The organism is Reyranella sp., assembly GCF_052439685.1.
Lineage (GTDB): Bacteria > Pseudomonadota > Alphaproteobacteria > Reyranellales > Reyranellaceae > Reyranella.
The window spans coordinates 1-22062 of sequence record NZ_JBQVQG010000007.1; the positions used below are offsets into that span (position 1 = coordinate 1).

The 22062-nt window shown below is 64.5% G+C and carries 18 protein-coding genes and 1 pseudogene; 15 read left to right on the forward strand and 4 right to left on the reverse strand.

The window, feature by feature from the left end:
- Both ACT6UX_RS11210 and ACT6UX_RS11215 read left to right on the forward strand, forming a co-directional pair.
- Window positions 1-2322: type I restriction endonuclease subunit R (locus ACT6UX_RS11210; protein WP_444775238.1), on the forward strand; the 2322-nt coding region annotated here is incomplete at its 5' end.
- Window positions 2322-3047, forward strand: a complete 726-nt coding sequence (locus tag ACT6UX_RS11215; RefSeq protein ID WP_444775239.1) for a M48 family metallopeptidase — start codon at window positions 2322-2324, stop codon at window positions 3045-3047. The genes ACT6UX_RS11210 and ACT6UX_RS11215, both read left to right, overlap by 1 nt.
- A 298-nt stretch (window positions 3048-3345) precedes the next feature.
- Here the strand turns inward: ACT6UX_RS11215 and ACT6UX_RS11220 are convergent, their stop codons facing one another.
- Both ACT6UX_RS11220 and ACT6UX_RS11225 read right to left on the reverse strand, forming a co-directional pair.
- The gene (locus ACT6UX_RS11220) at window positions 3346-4542 is read right to left on the reverse strand and encodes an NnrS family protein (protein ID WP_444775240.1); all 1197 of its coding nucleotides are present in this window, start codon (window positions 4540-4542) and stop codon (window positions 3346-3348) included.
- A gap of 28 nt (window positions 4543-4570) precedes the next feature.
- A complete protein-coding gene (locus ACT6UX_RS11225; RefSeq protein WP_444775241.1) occupies window positions 4571-5272 on the reverse strand; it encodes a cyclic nucleotide-binding domain-containing protein in 702 nt (233 codons plus the stop codon).
- Between the two features lie 243 nt (window positions 5273-5515).
- On the opposite strand from ACT6UX_RS11225, the gene ACT6UX_RS11230 reads away from it, so the two are divergent.
- From ACT6UX_RS11230 to ACT6UX_RS11280, 11 genes are all read left to right on the forward strand, one after another.
- Entirely contained in the window at window positions 5516-8266 is a 2751-nt protein-coding gene (locus ACT6UX_RS11230; RefSeq protein WP_444775242.1) for a nitrate/nitrite transporter, read from the forward strand.
- Between the two features lie 12 nt (window positions 8267-8278).
- Window positions 8279-12025, forward strand: a complete 3747-nt coding sequence (locus ACT6UX_RS11235; protein ID WP_444775243.1) for a nitrate reductase subunit alpha — start codon at window positions 8279-8281, stop codon at window positions 12023-12025.
- Between the two features lie 14 nt (window positions 12026-12039).
- Window positions 12040-13563, forward strand: coding sequence for a nitrate reductase subunit beta (narH, locus tag ACT6UX_RS11240; RefSeq protein WP_444775244.1), 1524 nt, complete (start codon window positions 12040-12042; stop codon window positions 13561-13563).
- On the forward strand, window positions 13563-14333 hold the full coding sequence (gene narJ / locus ACT6UX_RS11245) for a nitrate reductase molybdenum cofactor assembly chaperone (RefSeq protein ID WP_444775245.1): 771 nt from the start codon (window positions 13563-13565) through the stop codon (window positions 14331-14333). Before narH ends, narJ begins: the two co-directional genes overlap by 1 nt.
- Window positions 14330-15058, forward strand: coding sequence for a respiratory nitrate reductase subunit gamma (gene narI / locus ACT6UX_RS11250; protein ID WP_444775246.1), 729 nt, complete (start codon window positions 14330-14332; stop codon window positions 15056-15058). Before narJ ends, narI begins: the two co-directional genes overlap by 4 nt.
- Window positions 15059-15063: 5 nt before the next feature.
- Entirely contained in the window at window positions 15064-15915 is an 852-nt protein-coding gene (locus tag ACT6UX_RS11255) for a peptidylprolyl isomerase (protein WP_444775247.1), read from the forward strand.
- Between the two features lie 9 nt (window positions 15916-15924).
- Window positions 15925-16266, forward strand: a complete 342-nt coding sequence (locus tag ACT6UX_RS11260) for a hypothetical protein (protein WP_444775248.1) — start codon at window positions 15925-15927, stop codon at window positions 16264-16266.
- Window positions 16267-16278: 12 nt separating this feature from the next.
- The gene (locus ACT6UX_RS11265; protein WP_444775472.1) at window positions 16279-16842 is read left to right on the forward strand and encodes a DUF2478 domain-containing protein; all 564 of its coding nucleotides are present in this window, start codon (window positions 16279-16281) and stop codon (window positions 16840-16842) included.
- Between the two features lie 19 nt (window positions 16843-16861).
- Complete coding sequence (locus ACT6UX_RS11270) at window positions 16862-17335, forward strand: hypothetical protein (RefSeq protein WP_444775249.1); 474 nt, start codon at window positions 16862-16864, stop codon at window positions 17333-17335.
- 19 nt (window positions 17336-17354) lie between these two features.
- Window positions 17355-17645, forward strand: a complete 291-nt coding sequence (locus ACT6UX_RS11275) for a hypothetical protein (protein WP_444775250.1) — start codon at window positions 17355-17357, stop codon at window positions 17643-17645.
- A gap of 208 nt (window positions 17646-17853) precedes the next feature.
- Window positions 17854-19011 (forward strand): acyl-CoA dehydrogenase family protein, encoded by a 1158-nt coding sequence (locus ACT6UX_RS11280; RefSeq protein WP_444775251.1) that lies wholly within the window; start codon window positions 17854-17856, stop codon window positions 19009-19011.
- A gap of 317 nt (window positions 19012-19328) precedes the next feature.
- Here the strand turns inward: ACT6UX_RS11280 and ACT6UX_RS11285 are convergent.
- Window positions 19329-19470: pseudogene (locus tag ACT6UX_RS11285) on the reverse strand (transposase); the annotation flags it as partial.
- Window positions 19471-19786: 316 nt separating this feature from the next.
- Window positions 19787-20629, reverse strand: coding sequence for a protein-L-isoaspartate O-methyltransferase family protein (locus ACT6UX_RS11290; protein WP_444775252.1), 843 nt, complete (start codon window positions 20627-20629; stop codon window positions 19787-19789).
- A 148-nt stretch (window positions 20630-20777) separates the two neighbouring features.
- Here ACT6UX_RS11290 and ACT6UX_RS11295 point away from each other — a divergent pair, with 148 nt between their 5' ends.
- Window positions 20778-21593, forward strand: coding sequence for a hypothetical protein (locus tag ACT6UX_RS11295; RefSeq protein WP_444775484.1), 816 nt, complete (start codon window positions 20778-20780; stop codon window positions 21591-21593).
- On the forward strand, window positions 21508-22008 hold the full coding sequence (locus ACT6UX_RS11300) for an integrase core domain-containing protein (RefSeq protein ID WP_444775473.1): 501 nt from the start codon (window positions 21508-21510) through the stop codon (window positions 22006-22008). Before ACT6UX_RS11295 ends, ACT6UX_RS11300 begins: the two co-directional genes overlap by 86 nt.
- Window positions 22009-22062 lie beyond the last annotated feature (54 nt).

The window sequence follows — 22062 nt, forward strand, 5'->3', positions numbered from 1 at the left end:
TATTTCGGCATCAAGGCCCTGCTCGAGCGGGTGCGCACGCTGCGGCCCGACGGCGGACGCGAGGGCGGGGTGATCTGGCACACCACCGGCTCGGGCAAGAGCTTCACCATGGTGCTGCTCTGCAAGGCGCTGCTGCTCGACGAGGCGCTGAAGAGCTGCCGCGTGGTGGTGGTGACCGACCGCCGCGACCTGGAAAAGCAGCTGGCCGGCACCTTCCTGACCGGCGGCGCCTTCGGCTCGGGCCTGGCGGACAAGGAAGGCGCCAGAGCCAAGACTTCGTCCGGGCGCGACCTGGCCCGGCGCATCGGCAAGGGCACCGAGCGGATCGTCTTCACCATCATCAACAAGTTCGCCAGTGCCTCGAAGCTGCCCGAGTGCCGCAACGATAGCGCCGACATGATCGTCCTGGTCGACGAAGGCCATCGCAGCCAGGGCGGCGAGAACCACGAGCGGATGCGCCAGGCCCTGCCCCGGGCGAGCTACATCGCCTTCACCGGCACGCCGCTGCTGAAGGACGACAAGACCGCGGGCAAATTCGGCCGGATCATCCACGCCTACACCATGCGCGATGCGGTCGGCGACGGCACGGTGACGCCCCTGCTCTACGAAGAGCGCCGGCCGGTGCTCGACGTCAACGACGCGGCCATCGACAACTGGTTCGAGAAGATCACGCTGGGCCTTTCCGCGCAGCAGCAGAGCGACCTGAAGGCCAGGTTCGGCAAGAAGGGGCCGGTCTATGGCTCCGCCAACCGCATCGATCTGATCGCCTGGGATATCGCCGTCCATTTCAAGACCAACTTCAAGGACCTGGACCTCGGCCTCAAAGGTCAGATCGCCACCGACAGCAAGCTCTCGGCCATCCGCTACAAGAAGGCTCTGGACGCCACGGGCCTCGTCAACAGCGCCGTCGTCTTCTCCGCGCCCGACACCCGCGAGGGGCACGAGGAGGTGGACGAGTCCGAGCTGCCCGAGGTCCTGCAATGGTGGAAGGACAACGTCACCGGCGATCCGGAGGCTTATGAGAAGGCGGTCGTCGACGATTTCTCCACCGAAGGCCGGCCCGACCTGCTGATCGTGGTCGACAAGCTGCTGACCGGGTTCGACGAGCCGCGCAACGCCGTGCTCTACATCGACAAGCCGCTGAAACAGCACAATTTGATCCAGGCCATCGCCCGGGTGAACCGGCTGCACGAGCAGAAGAAGTTCGGCCTGCTGATCGACTATCGCGGAATCCTGGCCGAACTGGACTCGGCCCTGACCGAGTACCAGAACCTCGCCGACCAGACCCAGGGCGGCTTCGACATCGACGACATCGACAGGCTCTATGCCAACGTCAGCACCGAATACAAGAAGCTGCCGGCGCTGCACGAAGCGCTGTGGGCGATCTTCGCCGGCGTCCGCAATCGCAGCGACATCGAGCAGTACCGCCAGGTGCTGGTTCCCCGCCATGCGGAGGACGAGGCGGGCGTCCCGACCGACGTCCACCAGAAGGTGCGCGAGGATTTCTACGAGGCGCTGACGGCGTTCGGCATGACGCTGCGCACGGCGCTGGCAACCCGTTCGTTCTTCGAGGACGGAGCCTTTCCGGAGGCGCAGATCGCCGCCTACAAGCGCGACCTGAAGTTCTTTTCGAACCTGCGCCGCATGGCCCGGCAGGATGCGCACGAGACTGTCGACTTCAATGCCTACGAGAACCAGATCCGCAAGATCGTCGACCGCTATGTCATCGGCGAGGACGTGGTCTCGGATGGCAACCTGCTCGTCGTCGACGGGCTGGCCAGGCAGGCGCCCGAGGAATGGAGCGAGGAGAAGACGCGCAACGAGACCGACATCATCCGCACGCGCCTGACCCGAACCATCGAACAGGAGCTGATCGACGATCCGTACGCCCAGCGGCATTTCTCCGAGCTCCTGAAGGCCGCCATTGCAGAGGCCTCGGCACTGTTCGATCGCCCCTTGAAACAGTACGCGATCTTCAAGGACATCGAGGAGCAGGTTGCCGGGCGGAAAGTCGACGGCACGCCCGCCGCCCTGAACGGCAAGCGCCACGCCACAGCCTATTTCGGCATCATCCGCCTGGCCGTCGGCGATGGCCTTGCCCTCGGCCCGGGCGCCGACCGCTTCGCCGCCGCGGCGCTGGACATGGACCGCATGGTGCAGACGGCGGTGGCGGAGAACTCGCTCAATCCCGCCAACGTCGAGGCCGCGATCCGCAAGGCGATCCTGCCGCTTCTGTTCACGCTCACCGGTCTGGACCTCGCCCGTTCGATCACCGACCAGGTGGTCGAGGTTACACGGGTGGGACTGTCGCGGGACGCCTGATGCGCCTAACGCTCCGCTACGGCGGTCGCACCGCCGAATACGAAGTCCACGAAAACGCGCGCCTGACGGCCAAACTCCGCATCCATGTGGAGCCCGGTGGGGCTTTCACGGTCGAGGCCCCGGTCGGCACGCCGGAGACAAGGATTTGCGCCGGCGTCCAGAAGCGCGCCCGCTGGATCATGGACCATATCGACCGCTTCGAGGGCTACCGCCGCCACGCCCTGGCGCGGGACTACTGCGGCGGCGAAACCCACTTCTATCTCGGCCGCCGCTACAAGCTGAAGATCACTAGGAATCCCGCCGCCCCGCGCTCCCTGCGCCTCGTCGCCGGCCGACTAGAAGTGACCGCGCCCAGAGGCGACGCGACCGATGTCCGCCTGGCTCTCCAGCGGTGGTATCGCGAGCGTGCGTTGGCCTATTTTGCTTCGCGCATGGCCCGCATGGCCGCCGGCCTGCCCTGGGTCGACGCCGTACCTCCGATCAAGCTGCTCACCATGAAGCGCTACTGGGGAAGCTGCTCACCGAAGGGTGCCGTCATCCTCAACCCCGCTCTCATTAAGGCGCCGGCCCATTGTGTGGGATACGTACTCCTCCACGAACTCTGCCACCTGGCCGAGCACAACCACAGCCCCCGCTTCTACGCACTCCTCGACCGCCACATGCCGGACTGGCGAGCGGCAAAGAACGAGCTGGATGGGCTGTCCGAGATGCTGCTCGTCACGTGAGAAGCTGACTTTCCGCGGCTATTCGCCTACTGCAGAGTCGGCGAAGCCCTTCGTCGTGGCAGCAGGGTGGAACTGCGTTGATCGAGTAAGAAGACGACGGACGCAGAGCCCCACAAGGTGGCCTGATCTGAATGAGCGAGTGGGGTCGAGGATCCTTGCAGGCAACATTCGAACCCGGAAGTTTTGTCGAGCTGCGGGGCCGTCCCTGGCTGGTCGAGGAAGTTCAAGGCGAACTGACCGACCTACAGACCCTCTACCTTTCCTGCATTGCCGATGGTGCTCAGGGTGATTCGCCCGGTCAAGCTGGCGTACGAACCGCCTTGGATGGCTTCAAACATAGGATCGGCGCGTAGAGGAAGGCGAAGCCCAGAAATGCTGCGGACCAGGCGAGGGCCGCAACTGTCAGCAGGGCCTCGCTCCATTCCGGATGCAGTGCGGCACAGATGCGGGCGAGCGCCGCCGCGAATGCCATCGCATAGACGGCCTGTAGGCCGGGCGAAGCGAGGAGCGCGCGGCCGGTGTGGCCAAGGCTCGCGCGGCTCATGACAGCAAGCGTCATGATGCCGAAGGCGCCGGCCGTCCAGGCATGAACGCCGGCACTTGGCGCCGTAAGGCCGAAAGCGGACAGTCCTGCAAGCAGGAAACCCAGCGGAACGAACGCGTAGCCAACATGCAGTACCAGAACGAGCCTGTCGGAAAAACAGCGGTCACCTGCCCAGCGGCAGAGCCGGACGAGATTGAGAGCGGCAGCGGCGACTAAGGCCACGCCGGTTGGCGCCTCTTCGGGCATGACGACCCATAGTACGAGCGCTGCACCGGTTAGGGTGATGCAGGCGACATCGAAGCGTCCGAAGGGGACCGGCAGGCGGCCGGGTTCGCGCCGCATGAGCCAATTGCGCGTGAAGCTGGGGATGATGCGGCCGCCGACCACCATGATCAGGATAAGCACGACCGCGATGCCGAGGCGGGATGAATAGAGCGCGATGCCCTCGAAATGCGCCTCAAGATGGAAGCCCAGGTTCCCGGCTGCGAGCAAGGAGAGAAGTGCAACCATCTTGAGATTTTTCCAATTCTTGCCGGCCACAATCTCGCGTGCCACGGCGGCCGCCATGAGGACCAGGAAAGCGCAGTCTACGACGGTCGTACCGAGCCAGCCGATACTGGCGGACACGGCGACGGCGTAGCGGCCTGCAAGCCAGGCCAGCACCAATCCAGCCAGCGGCAGCCCCTGCAGCGGCAGCCGCCCGGTCCAATTGGGGATGGCCGTCAGCAGGAAGCCCGCGACGATGGCGGGTACATAGCCGAACAGCAGCTCGTGGACATGCCAGTCGCGCGGCGAGAAGGCCGTCGCCAGCGACAGCTCGCCGTAGAACATCGGCATCCAGGCCAGTACTTCGATGCCTGCCCAGATCGACCCCAGGAAGAAGAAGGGGCGGAAGCCGTAGGATAGCAAAGCGGGGCCGGTGTAGGGCTTCAGTCGGGGAATCGCAGCCATGGTCGGTCCTTCTCAAACGCATCCAATGTCAGGCCCCTCTATCCGGGCTCTTCAAGGAGCGGGCGCCGGCGAATTCGCGTAGGCGTGCCGGATCGACGATCGTCACCTGGCGGCCTGCACCGCTGATGCCGAGAGGACGTAGCGCAGCGAAGGCGCGCGACAGGCTCTGTGGCGTGATGCCAAGCCGGCCGGCGACGAGGCGCCGGCCTCCCGGCAGCGTTACCGTGACGGGGCCGGTCTCGCGTGGCGCCAAAGCGAGGAGGAAAGCCGAAAGCCGCTCTATTGCGGAAAGTAGCTTCAGATCTTTGATCTGCCCTATGAGGGTACGCCAGTAGCCTGACAGTAGCAGTACCGCTCCGTAGGCCAAGGTGCCCGTGGCCCGCAACTGGGCGCGGAACGCCGCAGCGGGCCACATCAGGATGCGCCCCTCTTCTAGAATTCGTGCGGTCAACAGGTAAGGCGCATCGAGCACCACCGCAGGCACGATGAAGGCGTCGCCCGCCCCGAAGAATTCCACCAACGCCTCGTCATGGCCAGCCGAGCCGAACAAGCCGACACGACCGGACAGAACGATATGCAGAAACTCAGCCTTCTCGCCCTGGTGACAGAGTACCGCGCCGGCGGGAAGCGTCTGGGCGAAGCAGGTGGTCAACATCGCCGCGAGATCGACCTCTCCCACCTGAGCGAACAATCTCGAGCGACGAATCAGTGGCAAGTCGGTTGTACGCATGACGTGGTTGTGCCTCCTGCGCGCGACATTGTCGCGCCGCGAAACAGCGAGCGTCGTTGATCTGGCGCAACCAGACACCAGCCTGAGTGTTACCAAATGTTATCGTCAAACATTCGCAAAAGATAAAAAACAGCCCAAAAGAATCGATGCTGGCCTCTGGCTTGATTCAAATCAAGCAGTCCGCTGCGCCCTGCTCCGACCTTTCGTCCGCGCTGTCGATGTGCGACGCGCAGGGGAGCATCAATGCAGCGACGGGCGAGTGTCCAACAGGCCTCTCCAGAAGGGCGAGGCGCCGCCCTCGGCATGAGCACCATTGCCTTTACGGTGTGCTTCGCCGTCTGGACGATCTTTTCGATCATCGGTGTCCAGATAAAGAAGGATCTGGACCTCAACGACACGCAGTTCGGGCTGCTGGTCGGCACGCCGATCCTGACGGGGGCGTTGATCCGGCTGCTGCTCGGGGTATGGACCGACCAGTATGGCGGCCGCCTCGTCTTCACCATCGTCATGCTAGCCGCCGCGGTTGCCACCTGGCTTCTCACCTTCGCCTACGACTTTCAGACCTTTCTCCTGGCGGCGCTGGGCGTCGGCATCGCCGGCGGCTCCTTCGCGGTCGGCGTCGCCTATGTCTCGCGCTGGTACGACAAGGAGCGGCAGGGGACGGCTCTCGGCATCTTCGGCGCAGGCAATGTCGGAGCCTCGGTGACCAAGTTCGTCGCGCCGTTCATAATGGTGGCCTACGGCTGGAAGACGGTCGCTGACATCTGGGCGGCCGCCCTCGTCGTCATGGCGATCCTGTTCTGGTTCACCACCAAGGACGACCCCCAACTCGAGGAGCGGCGCAGGAACGGCGCCAAGCCCGAGCCGATGGCGGCGATGCTCGCCCCCCTCAGGAACCTGCAGGTTTGGCGCTTCTCGCTCTACTACTTCTTCGTCTTCGGCGGGTACGTTGCCCTGGCACTGTGGCTGCCGCGCTACCTGATGGGTGTCTATGGCCTCAGCATCACCACCGCCGGCATGATCGCCGCAGCCTATTCGGTGCCGGCAAGCCTGTTCCGGATCTACGGCGGCGTGCTGAGCGACAAGCATGGCGCGCGGCGCGTCATGTACTGGACGTTCGGCGTGTCGGTCGCGGCCTGCTTCGTTCTCGCCTATCCGCCGACCGAGTACATCGTGAAAGGCATTCAGGGTCCGATCTCCTTCACCATGGAGATGGGGCTGCTGCCCTTCACGGTCTCGATATTCGTGCTCGGCTTCTTCATGAGCCTGGGCAAGGCCGCCGTCTACAAGCACATCCCGGTCTATTACCCCAACCATGTCGGTGCGGTCGGCGGCGTGGTCGGGCTGGTCGGCGGCCTCGGCGGGTTCATCCTGCCGATCCTCTTTGGCGTGATGAACGACCTGACCGGCGTGTGGACCAGCTGCTTCATGCTGTTGTTCCTGGTCGCCGCCGGCTCGCTTGCCTGGATGCATTTCGCGATCCGCGCCATGGAGCGGCAGGCGGTCGGAGAGGCGCTCGACAGACTGCCCGAGCTGCCCGAGATGCAGGAAATCCACGGGCCCGAGCATGTCGGCAGACTGTCCGGCAAGACACTGCAGGACTGGCGGCCGGAGGACCCGGCATTCTGGAACGAGACGGGGCGGAAGATCGCGCGGCGCAATCTCGCCATCTCGGTCCCGTCCCTGCTGCTTTCGTTCGCCGTGTGGATGGTGTGGTCGGTCGTCGTGGCCAAGCTTCCGACGATCGGATTCCGCTACACCACCGATCAACTCTTCTGGCTGGCGGCGCTTCCCGGGGTTTCCGGCGCGACGCTTCGCATCTTCTATTCCTTCGTCGTGCCGATCTTCGGGGGGCGCCTGTGGACAACGCTCGCAACCTGGTCGCTGCTGATCCCGGCGGTGGGCATCGGATATGCCGTCCAGAATCCCGCTACTCCCTACTGGATCTTCCTGGCGTTGGCGCTGCTCTGCGGCTTCGGCGGCGGCAACTTCGCTTCGTCGATGTCGAACATCTCGTTCTTCTTTCCCAAGGCCGAGAAGGGGAACGCCCTCGCGCTCAATGCCGGCCTGGGCAATCTCGGCGTCAGCGTCGTTCAGTTCGTCGTCCCGGTCATCATCACGACCGGCGTCTTCGGCTGGCTCGGAGGCGCTCCCCAGGTGACGACGGACGGCGGCGCTGCCACCGAGTTGTGGCTGCAGAATGCGGGCTTCGTCTGGGTGCCGTTCATTGTCGCCTCTGCCTTCGCCGCGTGGTTCGGAATGAACGACATCGCCTCGGCGCGGGCCTCCTTCTCCGAGCAGTCCGTGATCTTCCGGCGCCGGCACAACTGGATCATGTGCTGGCTCTACACCGGGACCTTCGGGTCCTTCATCGGCTACTCGGCGGGATTCCCGTTGCTCGCGAAGACGCAGTTTCCCGAGATCAACGCCCTTCAGTATGCCTTCCTCGGTCCACTCGTCGGTGCATTGTCGCGCTCCTTGACCGGCTGGGTCGCCGATCGCTGGGGCGGCGGGCGCGTCACCTTCTGGGTGTTCGTGGTCATGGCGCTGGGCGCGCTGGGGGTCGTGCACTTCCTCGGCGAGAAGAACTTCGCCGGGTTCTTCGCCATGTTCCTGCTGCTCTTCTTCGCGAGCGGCGTCGGCAATGCGTCGACCTTCCAGATGATCCCGGCGATCATGCGCAAGGACATGGACCGGCTGATGCCGACTGCGTCCGCCGATAGCCGCCGCGTCCAGTCCGACAAGGAGTCGGCCGCCATCATCGGCTTCACATCGGCGATTGCCGCCTACGGCGCCTTCTTCATTCCCAAGAGCTTCGGCTCGTCGATTGCGATGACCGGCGGGGCGTCGGGCGCTCTCTACGGCTTCCTGGCTTTCTACGTGACCTGCATCTTCGCCACCTGGTTCTTCTACACCCGCCGGGGCGGCCTGCTCTTCGACGTCGAGCGCGGGGGCGCCGCGATGCCCGCCCCCTCCCCGAAACCTGCCCGCTGAAGGATACGGATAATGTCGCATTTCCTCGATCGCCTGACGTTCTTCAAGAAGGTCAGGGAGCCGTTCGCCGACGGCCACGGTATCACCACCGAAGAGAGCCGTGGGTGGGAAGATGCCTACCGCAAGCGCTGGCAGCACGACAAGATCGTGCGCTCGACCCACGGCGCCAACTGTACGGGTTCGTGCTCGTGGAAGATCTATGTCAAGGGCGGAATCGTCACCTGGGAGACGCAGCAGACCGACTATCCGCGCACCCGCCCCGAGCTGCCAAACCACGAACCGCGCGGCTGCTCGCGCGGCGCCAGCTACAGCTGGTACCTCTATTCCGGCAATCGCGTGAAGTATCCGCTGGCCCGCTCGCGCCTGCTGCGGCTGTGGCGCGAGGCGCGCGCCACCCTGTCACCGGTCGCGGCATGGGCATCGATCGTCGAGAATCCCGAGAAGCGTCGGGCCTACACCAGCAAGCGCGGGCATGGCGGCTTCGTGCGCGTCGGCTGGGACGAAGCGACCGAGATCGTCGCCGCGGCCAACGCCTACACAGCCAAGGCGCATGGACCCGACAGGATCTTCGGCTTCTCGCCGATTCCGGCCATGTCGATGGTCTCCTACGCCGCGGGCTCGCGCTACCTGTCGCTGATCGGCGGCGTCTGCATGTCCTTCTATGACTGGTATTGCGACCTGCCGCCGGCCTCGCCGCAGACCTGGGGCGAGCAGACCGACGTGCCCGAGTCGGCCGACTGGTACAACGCGGGCTTCGTCATCCTCTGGGGTTCGAATGTGCCGCAGACGCGCACACCCGACGCCCACTTCTACACCGAGGCTCGCTACCGCGGCATGAAGAGCGCCGTGATCTGTCCCGACTATTCTGAGGCATCGAAGTTCGGCGACATCTGGCTGTCGGTGAAGCAAGGCACCGACTCGGCGCTGGCCATGGCGATGGGGCACGTGATCCTGAAGGAGTATCACGTCGACCGGCCGGTCAAGTACTTCCGCGACTATGTCCGTCAGTACACCGACATGCCGATGCTGGTGAAGCTTGCCAAGCGCGACGGCATGTATGTTCCCGATCGCTTCGTGCGCGCCTCCGACTTTGACGCGTCTCTGGGGGAGTCCAACAATCCCGAATGGAAGACAGTCGCCTTCGATGAAACGACAGGCGATGTCGTGGCGCCACGCGGGTCCATCGGCTTCCGGTGGGGCGAGAGCGGCAAGTGGAACCTGGAGAACAAGGAATCCACGGGCAGAGACGTGACCCTCCGGCTGTCGCTAGCCGACGTGCGGGATGAGGCGGTGGACGTGGGATTCCCATACTTTGGCAACATCAAGCACGAGCACTTCGCCTCGACCGATCATGAAGGCGTGCTCAAGCGGCGGGTGCCGGTGAAGTCGCTGAAGCTGGTCGACGGCGACGCGTTCGTCGCCTCTGTCCACGACCTGTTCGTCGCCAACTATGGCGTCGACGCAGGGCTGGGCGGGCCCAACGTCGCTCGTTCGCTCGACGACGACGTGCCCTACACGCCGGCCTGGGCGGAGAAGATCACCGGCGTCTCGCGCGACAAGATCATCCAGGTGGCGCGCGAGTTCGCGACCAACGCCGAGAAGACCAATGGCCGCTCGATGATCATCATCGGCGCAGCGATGAACCACTGGTACCACGCCGACATGAACTATCGCGGTGTGATCAACATGCTGGCGATGTGCGGCTGCGTCGGCCAGTCCGGCGGTGGCTGGGCGCATTATGTCGGCCAGGAGAAGCTTCGGCCGCAGTCCGGCTGGTTGCCGCTCGCCTTCGCCCTCGATTGGGGGCGTCCGCCACGGCAGCAAAATTCGACGTCGGCCTTCTACGCCCACAGCGACCAGTGGCGCTATGAGACGATCAACGTCGGCGACATCGTCTCGCCGACCGCGCCTCCGGGCAAATGGGACGGCGCGATCATCGACTACAACATCCGCGCCGAGCGCATGGGCTGGCTGCCGTCCGCGCCCCAGCTCGAGACCAACCCGCTGCAAGTGTCGCGCGATGCGGCTGCTGCCGGTCTGGAGCCCAGGGACTACGTCGTGCAGAAGCTCAAGAGCGGCGAGCTGAAACTGTCCTGCGAGGATCCCGACGATCCGAAGAACTGGCCGCGCAACATGTTCGTATGGCGGTCCAACCTGCTCGGGTCCTCGGGCAAGGGACACGAATACTTCCTGAAGCACCTGCTGGGCACGACCCATGGCGTGATGGGCAAGGACCTGGGGCAGGAAGGCAAGGCGAGGCCGGCCGAGGCGGTGTGGCATGAGGAGGCGCCGCAAGGAAAGCTCGACCTGCTGGTCACGCTCGACTTCCGCATGTCCACGACCTGCGTCTACTCCGACATCGTCCTTCCCACGGCCACCTGGTACGAGAAGAACGATCTCAACACCTCCGACATGCACCCGTTCATCCACCCGCTGACCGCGGCGGTGGATCCGGTCTGGGAGGCGCGCAGCGACTGGGAGATCTACAAGTCGATCGCCAAGGCGTTTTCGCGTGTGGCGCCCGAGGTCCTCGGCGTCGAGAAGGACGTCGTGCTGACGCCGATCATGCACGACAGCCCGGGCGAAATGGCACAGCCGTTCGACGTCAAGGACTGGAAGCGGGGCGAGGTCGAGCCCATTCCCGGCAAGACCATGCCGGCCATTACCGTTGTCGAACGCGACTACCCCAACGTCTACAGACGCTTCACCTCGCTCGGACCGCTGATGGACAAGCTCGGCAACGGCGTGAAGGGCATCGCCTGGCCCACCGGCCACGAGGTCGAGCTGCTGAAGCAGCTCAACGGCGTCGTCACGGCCGACGGCCCTACCAAGGGGCTGGCCCGTATCGAAAGCGACATCGATGCCTCCGAAACGCTGCTGATGCTGGCGCCGGAGACAAACGGCGAGGTTGCGGTCCGCGCCTGGGCGGCGCTCTCGCGGACGACCGGCCTCGACCACACCCATCTCGCGTTGCCCAAGGAAGACGAGAAGATCAGATTCCGCGATGTCGTGGCGCAACCGCGCAAGATCATCTCGGCGCCGACCTGGTCGGGGCTCGAAAGCGACAAGGTCTGCTACAACGCCGGTTACACCAACGTCCACGAACTGATCCCCTGGCGCACGCTCACCGGGCGCCAGCAGCTCTACCAGGATCACCTCTGGATGCTGGCCTTCGGCGAGGGCCTGTGCGTCTACCGTCCGCCGCTCGATCTTCGCGCCGTCAAGCCTGTGATCGACCGCCAGCCAAATGGCGAGAAGCAGATCGTGCTGAACTTCATCACGCCGCACCAGAAATGGGGCATCCACTCCACCTACACCGACAACCTCATGATGCTGACCCTGTCGCGCGGCGGTCCCATCGTCTGGCTCAGTGAGGTTGATGCTGCCAGGGCGGGCATCGTCGATAACGACTGGGTCGAAGCCTACAACGTGAACGGCGCTCTGGTCGCCCGCGCCGTCGTCTCCCAGCGCATGAAGGAAGGCACGCTCTTCATGTATCACGCGCAGGAGAAGATCGTGAACGTGCCGGGTTCGGAGATGACCGGCAACCGCGGCGGCATCCACAACTCGGTCACGCGCGTGGTGATGAAGCCGACGCACATGATCGGCGGCTATGCCCAGCAGGCCTACGGCTTCAACTACTACGGCACCATCGGGACCAACCGCGACGAGTTCGTGGTGTTGCGCAAGCTCGGCAAGGTCGACTGGCTCGAACGTCCGCACAAGGACGCCGTTCCCGTTCTCAGCGCCGCCGAGTGAAGGGGAGAAGTATCATGAAGATCCGCGCTCAAATCGGGATGGTGCTGAACCTCGACAAGTGCATCGGGTGTCACACCTGTTCGGTCACCTGCAAGAACGTATGGACCAATCGCGAGGGCATGGAATACGCGTGGTTCAACAACGTCGAGACCAAGCCCGGCATCGGCTACCCGAAGGACTGGGAAAACCAGACGCGCTGGAAGGGCGGCTGGACGCGCAAGCGCAACGGCAGGATCCAACCCAGGATCGGCTCCAAGTGGCGCATCCTCGCCAACATCTTCGCGAACCCCGACCTCCCGGAGATCGACGACTACTACGAGCCGTTCACCTTCGACTACGAACACCTGCAGAAGGCGCCCGAGCTGGAAGCCTTCCCGACCGCGCGGCCGCGCTCGCTGATCAGCGGCAAGCGAATGGAGAAGATCGAATGGGGTCCCAACTGGGAGGAGATCCTGGGCGGTGAATTCGCCAAGCGCTCCGTCGACGCCAATTTCGAGGGCGTACAGAAGGAGATGTACGGCCAGTTCGAGAACACCTTCATGATGTACCTGCCGCGACTGTGCGAGCATTGTCTCAACCCGGCCTGCGTGGCGGCTTGCCCGTCAGGTGCCATCTACAAGCGGGAGGAGGACGGCATCGTCCTGATCGACCAGGACAAGTGCCGCGGCTGGCGCATGTGCGTGTCCGGCTGCCCCTACAAGAAGATCTATTTCAACTGGTCGTCCGGCAAGTCGGAGAAGTGCACCTTCTGTTACCCTCGCATCGAAGCGGGACAGCCGACGGTATGCTCCGAGACCTGCGTCGGTCGCATCCGCTACCTCGGCGTCATGCTTTATGACGCCGACCGCATCGAGCAGGCGGCCAGCGTTGCCGACGACAGAAAGCTCTACGACGCCCAGATGGGCATCTTCCTGGATCCCAACGACGAGACGGTGATCGCCCAGGCGCGTCGTGACGGCGTACCCGATGCCTGGTTGGAGGCCGCGCGCCGCTCCCCGGTGTGGAAGATGGCCATGGAATGGAAGGTCGCCTTCCCGCTGCATCCCGAATACCGCACGCTGCCGATGGTCTGGTACGTGCCGCCGCTGTCGCCGATCCAGGCGGCGGCCGAGGCCGGCAAGATGGGCATCGACGGCGGCATGCCAGACGTTCGCTCTCTTCGCATCCCTCTGCGCTATCTCGCCAACCTGCTGACGGCAGGCGACGAGGGACCGGTGGCGCACGGCCTTGAGCGCATGCTCGCCATGCGCGCCTACATGCGCGCCAAGACCGTCGATGGCGTGATCGACGGCGCCGTCGCCGCGCGCGTCGGGCTGAGCCCGGAGCAGATCGAGGAAATGTATCACATCATGGCGATCGCCAACTACGAGGACCGTTTCGTGATCCCGACGGCCCACCGCGAGACTGCCGAGGACGCCTATCAGCTTCGCGGCGCCTGCGGCTTCAGCTTCGGCAACGGGTGCTCGTCCGGCGACGACGGCGGCAATCTGTTCTCCGGCGGCAAACTGCGCGCCAAAAATCCGATGGAGGTCGTGTGATGAAGACGCTCAGGGCCCTCGCCGCACTGCTTTCCTACCCGAGCGCCGGCCTCATCGAGGCGGCCGACGAAATCCGCCAGGCAATCGACGGTGATGCCATCCTGCCATTGGCGGTACGCGGGGAGCTTCATCGATTGATCGATGACCTCGCCGGGGGCGATCTCTACGACCTGCAGGAGCGCTACGGCCTGCTGTTCGACCGTACGCGATCGCTGTCGCTGCATCTCTTCGAGCATGTCCACGGCGAGAGTCGAGATCGTGGCCAGGCCATGGTCGACCTGCTCAAGCTCTACGAAGAGAGCGGCTACACGCCCACCGCGACCGAGCTGCCCGACTTCCTGCCGCTGTTCCTGGAGTATGCATCGACGCGTCCGCCGCAGGCGGCCATCGAGCTGATCGGCCAGCCGGCCAACGTGATCGCGGCCCTCAGGGAGCGTCTGGCAAAGCGGAGTTCGCCCTACGTTGCCGTGATGTCGGCGCTGCTGGCGATTTCGAAGGCCAGGCTCGACGAGAAGGCGCTGGCGGCGCTGCGAGCAGAGCCCGATCCCGAACCTGACGATCTCGAAGCATTGGACGCTGCCTGGGAAGAGGAGGAAGTCACCTTCGGTCCAGGGTCCGCCGACGCGAAGAGCGCGTGCGGCGTCGAGGGACTGTCGACCCGGCTGCGCGCGGCCATGCGGCCGGCCGAAGGCGTCGCGCCGCCCCTCGCTCATGGAAGATCGACCGGGCGTCTCGTCACCGCGCCGTCCAACCCGGGAGTCCGGTCATGAAGGACTATGTCTTCCACCTCCTGTTCGTCTGGTATCCCTACATCTGCCTGACGATCTTCCTCCTCGGCAGCCTGATCCGGTTCGACCGCGAGCAATACACCTGGCGCGCCAGCTCCAGCCAGATCCTGCGAAAGCGTCAGCTCACCTGGGGCTCCAATCTGTTCCATGTCGGCATCCTGTTCCTCCTGATAGGGCATACGGTGGGTCTGCTGACGCCGACCTGGCTCTACACACTCTTCATCACCGTCGAGCAGAAGCAGCTGATCGCCGTTGCCGCCGGTGGCATTGCGGGCGTCGTCTGCTTCGTCGGCCTCTCCATGCTGCTGCACCGACGCCTGTTCGATGTCCGCATCCGGGCCAACAGCTCGGTGATGGACATCGCCATCCTGGCGATCCTGTGGCTCCAGCTCTGTCTCGGCCTCGCCACGCTGCCGTTCTCCTTCGCGCATTCGGACGGGTCGGTGATGCTGATTCTCTCGCACTGGGCGCAGGGCATCGTCATCCTGCATCCGGTCGATGCCAGGACATTGCAAGGCCTCGACTGGCCCTACCTCACGCACCTTGTGCTGGGCATGACCCTGTTCCTGGTCTTCCCGTTCAGCCGTCTTGTCCACATCTGGTCGGCTCCTGTCTGGTATCTCGGCCGTCGCGGCTATCAGGTCGTGCGCCGGCGGCGCACCCTGTCAGCATCTGGTCGACCAGCCTCTCGTCAGCCGGCGGAGTGAATGCCATGAGCACGTCTCAGTCCACCGCTGCACCGCACCCGGTCCGTCGTCGCTTCACTCGTCCGGTATCGGTCAGTGTCAACGGCGTGGTCATCCCGAGTGCGGCCATAGCTCGCGAAACCCAGCATCATCAGGCCTCCGATCCCGACCAGGCCTGGATGCTGGCGACCCGGGCGTTGGCAATCCGCGAATTGCTGTTGCAGGAAGCCGAAAGGCTCTCGATCGTGGCCGAGCCGATCGAGGACGGCGAGGGCCGCCGCGAGACGCTCCAAGAGGCGCGCCTGCGTGCCCTGATCGAGCGCGAGGTCGTCGTGCCGAACGCCGACGAAGGCGCATGCCGGCGTTACTATGATGCCAACATCCGCCGCTTCCGCTCGCCCGACCTGTTCGAGGCCGCCCATATCCTGTTCGTGGCGGCACCGGATGACATCGCCGCCCGAGACGCGGCCCGAGAGTCGGCGGTGGCATTGGTCGACCAGCTGGCACGGGAACCCGCCGGTTTCGCCGCTGCAGCCGCCGCGCACTCGGCCTGCCCGTCGTCGAAGCAGGGCGGCAATCTCGGCCAGGTCAGCACGGGCCAGACCGTTCCCGAGTTCGAGACGGCGTTGCGCGGCATGGTTCCAGGGCTGGTTCATCCCGAGCCCGTCGAGAGCCGCTATGGCCTGCACGTCGTGCGGCTCGACCGTCGCGTCGACGGCGAGGTGCTGCCGTTCGATCTCGTGCGGGATCGCATTGCCGACTATCTCGACGAGGCGGTCCGCCGCCGCGCCCAGCAGCAATACGTATCGATCCTGGCCGGCCGCGCCCAGGTCACTGGTGTCGATCTTGCCGCCACGCGCGGCCCGCTCGTTCAATAGGAGACCGCGATGGTGCTGGGCGAGGTTCTGGAACGACTGGGCGACGAGGCTTTTGCCGCAGGAACGCTGGTTGCACTGGAGGATCTCAATCTGATGGTTCGGGTCGAGGTGGCCGGCCGGCCGTTCGGGGAGGGAGTCGGAGAGTACGCCGCCGGGGCCTCGCGCCGCTTTGCACAGCTCGCTTCCGACGACGATTGGCTCGCCCTCATGACGGTGCTCGAGCGCGCCGAGGATGCCGGCACAGCCTGCCTGAAGCACATGCTCGAATGGTCGCTGCGCCACGACGCCCAAAGCGCGGACAACGGTGCTGACGGCGGCTGTGGCGGCCGATGCACCTGCAAGGGGAGTTGAACATTGTCCGACGTGCTCATCGCCGCGCTGGTCTATGCCGACGGCGTCTATCCTGATCGCGTGATCGCCCACGCCATCGAACCGTTGCGCGAGCGCGGAGTTGCCTTGGCGGGGGCGCTGCAACTGGAGTCCACCGGCCTGGCGGGCCGGCACCCTTGCGACATCATCCTGCAGGATCTCTCGACGGGCGACGTCACGGCCATTGCCGAACATCGCGGCCGGGAAGCGCGCGGCTGCCGGCTCGATGTCGGCCTCCTGACCGATCTGGCCGAAGCCGTCGCCTCGAGCCTCCGCCGTGAGCAACCGCGCCTTCTGGTGGTTAACAAGTTCGGCAAGATCGAGGCCGACGGTGGCGGCCTGCGCGGCGCGATTGCTGAGGCAGTCAGCAAGGGCATTCCGGTCCTGGTCGGCGTTCCAGCGCGCAATCTCGACCGCTGGCGCGCCTTTGCCGGACCGCTCGCGGTAGAGCTGCCGGCCGACTCTTCCGCGATAGCCAAGTGGCTCCAGGCGCATGGCCTGCCTGTTGCGCCGGGCGTCAGCGGTGTGCGGGGTGCCGGCGCGCTGCGGCGCGGCTAGCCCCACGAGATGACATAAGATGGACGATCTCACGCTGGCGCGGGCCGTACATGTCCTGGCGGTGATCCACTGGATCGGTGGTGTCGCCTTCGTGACCGCGGTGATCCTGCCGGCTCTCGCAGTCTTTGAGGAGCCGTCACGTCGTCTGGCGCCTTTTGAGGCGATCGAACATCGCTTCTCCGTCCAGGTGAAGGTCTCGGTTCCCCTGGCTGGGCTCAGTGGCGCCTACATGGCGTGGCGTCTCGATTCGTGGGGCCGATTCTTTGAACCGGCCGGGTGGTGGCTGGCGGCAATGGTGCTCGTCTGGGCGCTGTTCATGGCGCTCCTCTTCGTCGTCGAGCCACTGGTGCTGCGCGGCCCGTTCCGGCGCCGGGTCGCTGCCGATCCGGCCGGCACGTTCCGGATCATACAAAGGGCACACATTGCTCTGCTCGCGATGGGCATGGGGGTTGCGGCCGCGGGTGTGCTTGGCGCCCACGGGCTGCTGGGTTGAGGCCGCAAAGGAACAGGGAATGTCGGCTCTGGCTCGCCTTGCGCCGCGCTTGCTGGCAGCCGCGACGATTGTCATCGCGTCCGCCGGCTGCACGTCCACTCCACCAGCATCGCCTCGCTTGTTGGCGCGTTGCACGCAGCTCTACGCGCTCTGGTTTAGGTACGAACAGCACACCACGTTCCATCACACGGGACAACAGGCGCAGGCTGAACTTGCGCTCGATGATTGCAAGCAAGGCCGTTACGACGCCGGTCTTCAGCAGCTGGAAAAGATGCTGCGGCGCGGCCAGGTTCTCATTCCTCCGGAGTGATGTCTCTCTGAGCGGCCGTCGTCGGCCAACGAGGTACTTGAACCGGAGGGCCTCCCAGTAACAGTGCAGGCCACGCGCGCCAACGGACATTACGTCGTGTCTTCGTCTGGGACGTCCTCCTCAAACGTGCCGGCTTGAGGCATATCAATGCGCGCTTGCCGCGGAACTGGCCCGCTTGCTTGGCGGGAACGCAAGGGAGACGGCGGTGATGGAAACTCCCCACGAGCATAGCGCGCTCCAGGAGACCGTAAGGCGGTTCGTCGAGCAGGAACTGATCCCCTTGGAGAAGACGATGCTGGCGCGCGAAGCCGGCGGCGGAGAACTCCATTTGACCGAAGCCGAGTCGGCGCCTCTGCTGCAGAAGTGCCGTGACTTGGGGCTTTGGGGCCTTGATGCGCCGGTCGAACTGGGCGGCGCCGACCTGTCGACAACCGCGCTGATGCTGGTGCAGCAAGAACTGAGCCGCACCGTCGTTCCTTTCTCTTTTCCCCCTGAGTCCCCGGTTCTGCGTCTACTGCTGGCGGTGGCGAACAAGGATCAGCGCGAGCGATATCTGACACCATATGCCGAGGGGAAGCTGCGCTCCGCTACGGCGATCTCTGAGCCGGGTGCCGGCGCTGATCCCGCGGCGATGGCCACGCGTGCCGTACAGGACGGTACCCACTGGGTCGTCAACGGCCGCAAGCTCTGGGTGAGCTACATGCCGCAGGCGGACTTTACCATCGTTCTGGCCCGCACCGCCGCGGGCGGAGATCATCGCGGCATTACCGCCTTCATCGTCGACCGCGACACGCCGGGCTTCCGGATCGAGCGCGAGATTCCGATGCTCGGCGGTCATCGCACCTACGAGATCGCCCTTGAGGATTGCCGTATTCCGCACAGCCAGGTGCTGGGCGAACCAGGTAGCGGCTTCGCGCACATGCAGCTTCGGCTCACGCGTCGCCGATTGCTGATGGGCCCCATGTGCATTGGCATGGCGCGCCGGGCGCTCGATATGATGTGCGACCACGCCAAACAGCGCACCACTTTCGGCGTCAGGCTCGCCGACCGCCAAGCCGTTCAGTGGTGGATCGCCGACGCGGCAATCGCGATCCATGCTTGCCAGTTGATGGCGCTGGACGCCGCAGTCAAGCAGGACGCCGGCCGTGATGTCCGCACTGAAGCTTCAATGATCAAGGTTTTTGCCACCGAGATGGCGTGCCGGGTAATCGACCACGCCATGCAGGCCTTCGGCGCCATGGGGATGACGAAGGAAATGCCCCTACAGCTCATGGCGCAAAAGGTGCGGACCATGCGCGTCTACGAAGGGCCGACCGAGGTGCACCGAATGGTGGTCGCCCGCCGGCAGTTGGCTCAAGGACGATAAGCCCAGAGCGCGGGGGCGACCCCGGCATCGCCATCGCCAGCCTTTTCGTCCGCTACGAGGCGCGCGATGTCGGGCAACGATTCCTCCCGGGCGCTCAGCCTCGGCGTGGGGAGGACCTTGTAGGTAAGGGCGAATAACTCATGGGTAAGGCGTTGAAGCGATCGCGCAGTCTGACGGAGTTCAAAGTCTCCTCAGCGCCACTCCGACCATCGGCGGTACGTCGAGTTCGACCCATTGCGAAAGGGGACGCTTCTCGAGGGGGCGGCTGTCGGTCCGGTTGAAGTGATATCGGCCGCAGTACGTGGAACTGGTCAGCAAATGGTCTTGGTGATAGCGGCCTTCAGGCGCTCATGGCATCGGAGATCACCAGCTTGACGCCCCGCAAGCCGCGTCGGGCGAGCGAAGGAACTCGACCCAGAACGGTTCGGCTTCGCTGTGGCCAACCGTCATGCCCAGCACGAGGGTCGCGCAGCCTGAACTTCTCGAGGTGACTGAACCCGTACTGCCGGCCGTTGTGCCGTCCGCAATTGCGTCGCTCGGATGTAGGCGCGCTGAGAACTCATGCGCGGAGGCCGCGTCGCAAGAGAGCGGCGCGCCCTTCGATCACCGAACACCGGCAACCGTGGCCTTCATCAGCAAACCGATTTCACGGCCGGATGGAATATTAAGCAAGGACAGGGGGCTCAATCTCAAACTTGATTTGCATTTTCTCGACAAAATCAGTCATGAGGCGTGGCATGTCACCGATCTTACTTGCAGAGCATATAAGTCGGGATTACTTGCCCGTGACGAGGGTCATGAAGCGGAAGGTCCGGCCGCCGAGCAGGCTGGTCCGCGAGACCGTCGTCTTGCCGTCCTCGTCGATGGTCTTGCGGATCCTGAGGATCTGCTGGGCACCCGGCGGTCCAACCGGCACGAGCATCACGCCGTCCGGGCGAAGCTGCCGCAAGAGGCTGGGCGGGATGTGGTCGATGCCGCACATCACGATGATCTTGTCGAAAGAGTCCTCGTCGCTCCAACCGAAGTAGCCATCACCGTGCTTCAACTGGATGGACCTGTAAGTGTCGTAGCCGCGCGCCGACAGGACATCGAGAATTACCCTGGCCCGCTCTTGCAACACCTTCACGACCTCGACCGAGAACACCTGGTCCGTGAGGTGGGACAGGTAGGCGGCCTGGTATCCCGACCCGGTGCCGATCTCGAGGACTCTCTCGCCGGGCTTGAGGTTCAACTCGCTATTCATCCTGGCGATGACGAACGGGTCACTGATTACGCCGCCCTGTCCGATATCGATGGGAACCGGCTTGTAGGTCCGGTCCCGGCGTGCCTCGGGAATGAATTCCTCCCGTGGGGTCAGTAGGCAGGCTTCAATATCCGCCTTGTTCCACAGGTGCCCGGATTGGACCAGGGTCTGCACGAGGTCCCACCTCTGGCCTAGGAAAGCCGGGTTCTCGCCCCTCGCCTGCGACAGGAACCCGATGAAGGCGCCTCTCGATCGGACCTGTGCCTCTGTCAGGACGACGCCCTGCGTCGCCATCGGGACAACGCCCGGAGCCTCCGTCGAGACAATCTCCAGGATCACTTCCGGGCGCGCGGGCACAGTGCAGGCCATCAGCATGGCCGCGCATCCTCCCCCGAAATGACGTCGCCCCAGTCTCATCGTGGTTCTCTTATCACCAACATGACCCTCATTTTATGCCTACTCAAAACTCCAAAAAGCCGAGAAAGCATAGAGTTTTCGGCGCCGCAGTCATACCGTCATCGGCATGCTCACGCTTCTGTCCGCCCTCGGTTCTCTGCTCTCGTTCCGGGTTCGTAGTCGCCTCACCCTGGAGCTCGAACTCGTTGCTCTGCGACACCAGTTGACCGTCCTGCGCCGGCAACACCCTGGCCGCCCTCGGCTTTTCTCCGCCGACCGGTTGCTGTGGGCGTGGCTTTACCGGTTCTGGCCGCAGGTCCTCGACGCCATGGTGCTGGTCAAGCCGGCAACCGTCGTCCAGTGGCATCGCAAAAGCTTCCGCCTCTACTGGCGGCGGCGCTTGCGTCGCCTGGGACGGCCCCGTATGAACCGCGAGATCCGTGAACTGATCTGCCAGATGAGCCAGGCAAACCCGCTGTGGGGCACTCCCCGCATCCATGGCGAGCTGCTCAAGCTCGGCATCGAGGTCAGCCAGGCAACGGTCGGCAGATACCTGCCGTGGCGGCCCAAGATCCCCTCCCCGACTTGGCGCTCGTTCCTTCACAACCACATGCATGACACCGCCGCCATCGACATGTTTGTCGTCGTAACGGCTACGTTTCAGCTGCTCTACGCCCTGGGCGTCCTCGGTCACGACCGAAGACGAGTCATCCATTTCGATGTCACCCCAAAACCCACACAAGACTGGCTTGCACGCAAAAGACACCGAGGCCTTCCCCTGGGACACCGCGCCTCGCTTTCTGCTGCGAGACCGCGACGCGTCATATGGTCGGACCTTCCAGGATCGTGTTCAGGCGATGGCCATCGAGGCGGTCGTCACCGCGCCGCGATCGCCGTGGCAGAACGCTTATGTCGAGCGCATCATCGGCTCGATCCGCCGTGAATGTCTCGATCACGTCATCGTCTTCAATGAACGTCACCTGCGCCGAGTGCTGTCGGCATACTTCGAGTACCACCACCGAAGCCGCACGCATCTCTCGCTAGCCAAGGATTGTCCCGAGCCTCGTCCTATCCAGCCACCCTCTGTCGGCAACGTTGTCGCCTCCCCACAGGTCGGTGGCCTGCACCATCGCTACGAGCGTCGCGCAGCCTGCACTGCTTGGAGTGACCGAACCTGTATCGCCGTCGCGGTGCCGGGCGCCGTCGCCGGCCGGCTATTGCGCCGCTCAGAGGCAGGCGCGCTCAGAACCCTTCCAGGGAGACCGCGTCGCAAGAGAGCGGCGCTCTATTTGATAACCGAACCTCATCGGTCGCGGTCTTCATCGACAAGCCGATTCCTTGGCCGGATGGATTTTTGAGCAAGGACAGGTGAGCTTAGAGGCCGGGCAGCTTCCGGCCTATAGCTGCACTGA

Bases quoted from the DNA above. Each gene is read 5' to 3' on its own strand.
- ACT6UX_RS11300 (WP_444775473.1), top strand. From the start codon at position 21,508: ATGGCCATCGAGGCGGTCGTCACCGCGCCGCGATCGCCGTGGCAGAAC.
- ACT6UX_RS11260 (WP_444775248.1), top strand. From the start codon at position 15,925: ATGGTGCTGGGCGAGGTTCTGGAACGACTGGGCGACGAGGCTTTTGCC.
- ACT6UX_RS11275 (WP_444775250.1), top strand. From the start codon at position 17,355: ATGTCGGCTCTGGCTCGCCTTGCGCCGCGCTTGCTGGCAGCCGCGACG.
- ACT6UX_RS11290 (WP_444775252.1), bottom strand. From the start codon at position 20,629: ATGCTGATGGCCTGCACTGTGCCCGCGCGCCCGGAAGTGATCCTGGAG.
- narI (WP_444775246.1), top strand. From the start codon at position 14,330: ATGAAGGACTATGTCTTCCACCTCCTGTTCGTCTGGTATCCCTACATC.
- ACT6UX_RS11225 (WP_444775241.1), bottom strand. From the start codon at position 5,272: ATGCGTACAACCGACTTGCCACTGATTCGTCGCTCGAGATTGTTCGCT.
- ACT6UX_RS11220 (WP_444775240.1), bottom strand. From the start codon at position 4,542: ATGGCTGCGATTCCCCGACTGAAGCCCTACACCGGCCCCGCTTTGCTA.
- ACT6UX_RS11270 (WP_444775249.1), top strand. From the start codon at position 16,862: ATGGACGATCTCACGCTGGCGCGGGCCGTACATGTCCTGGCGGTGATC.
- ACT6UX_RS11235 (WP_444775243.1), top strand. From the start codon at position 8,279: ATGTCGCATTTCCTCGATCGCCTGACGTTCTTCAAGAAGGTCAGGGAG.
- narH (WP_444775244.1), top strand. From the start codon at position 12,040: ATGAAGATCCGCGCTCAAATCGGGATGGTGCTGAACCTCGACAAGTGC.
- ACT6UX_RS11215 (WP_444775239.1), top strand. From the start codon at position 2,322: ATGCGCCTAACGCTCCGCTACGGCGGTCGCACCGCCGAATACGAAGTC.
- ACT6UX_RS11295 (WP_444775484.1), top strand. From the start codon at position 20,778: ATGCTCACGCTTCTGTCCGCCCTCGGTTCTCTGCTCTCGTTCCGGGTT.
- ACT6UX_RS11280 (WP_444775251.1), top strand. From the start codon at position 17,854: ATGGAAACTCCCCACGAGCATAGCGCGCTCCAGGAGACCGTAAGGCGG.
- ACT6UX_RS11255 (WP_444775247.1), top strand. From the start codon at position 15,064: ATGAGCACGTCTCAGTCCACCGCTGCACCGCACCCGGTCCGTCGTCGC.
- narJ (WP_444775245.1), top strand. From the start codon at position 13,563: ATGAAGACGCTCAGGGCCCTCGCCGCACTGCTTTCCTACCCGAGCGCC.
- ACT6UX_RS11230 (WP_444775242.1), top strand. From the start codon at position 5,516: ATGCAGCGACGGGCGAGTGTCCAACAGGCCTCTCCAGAAGGGCGAGGC.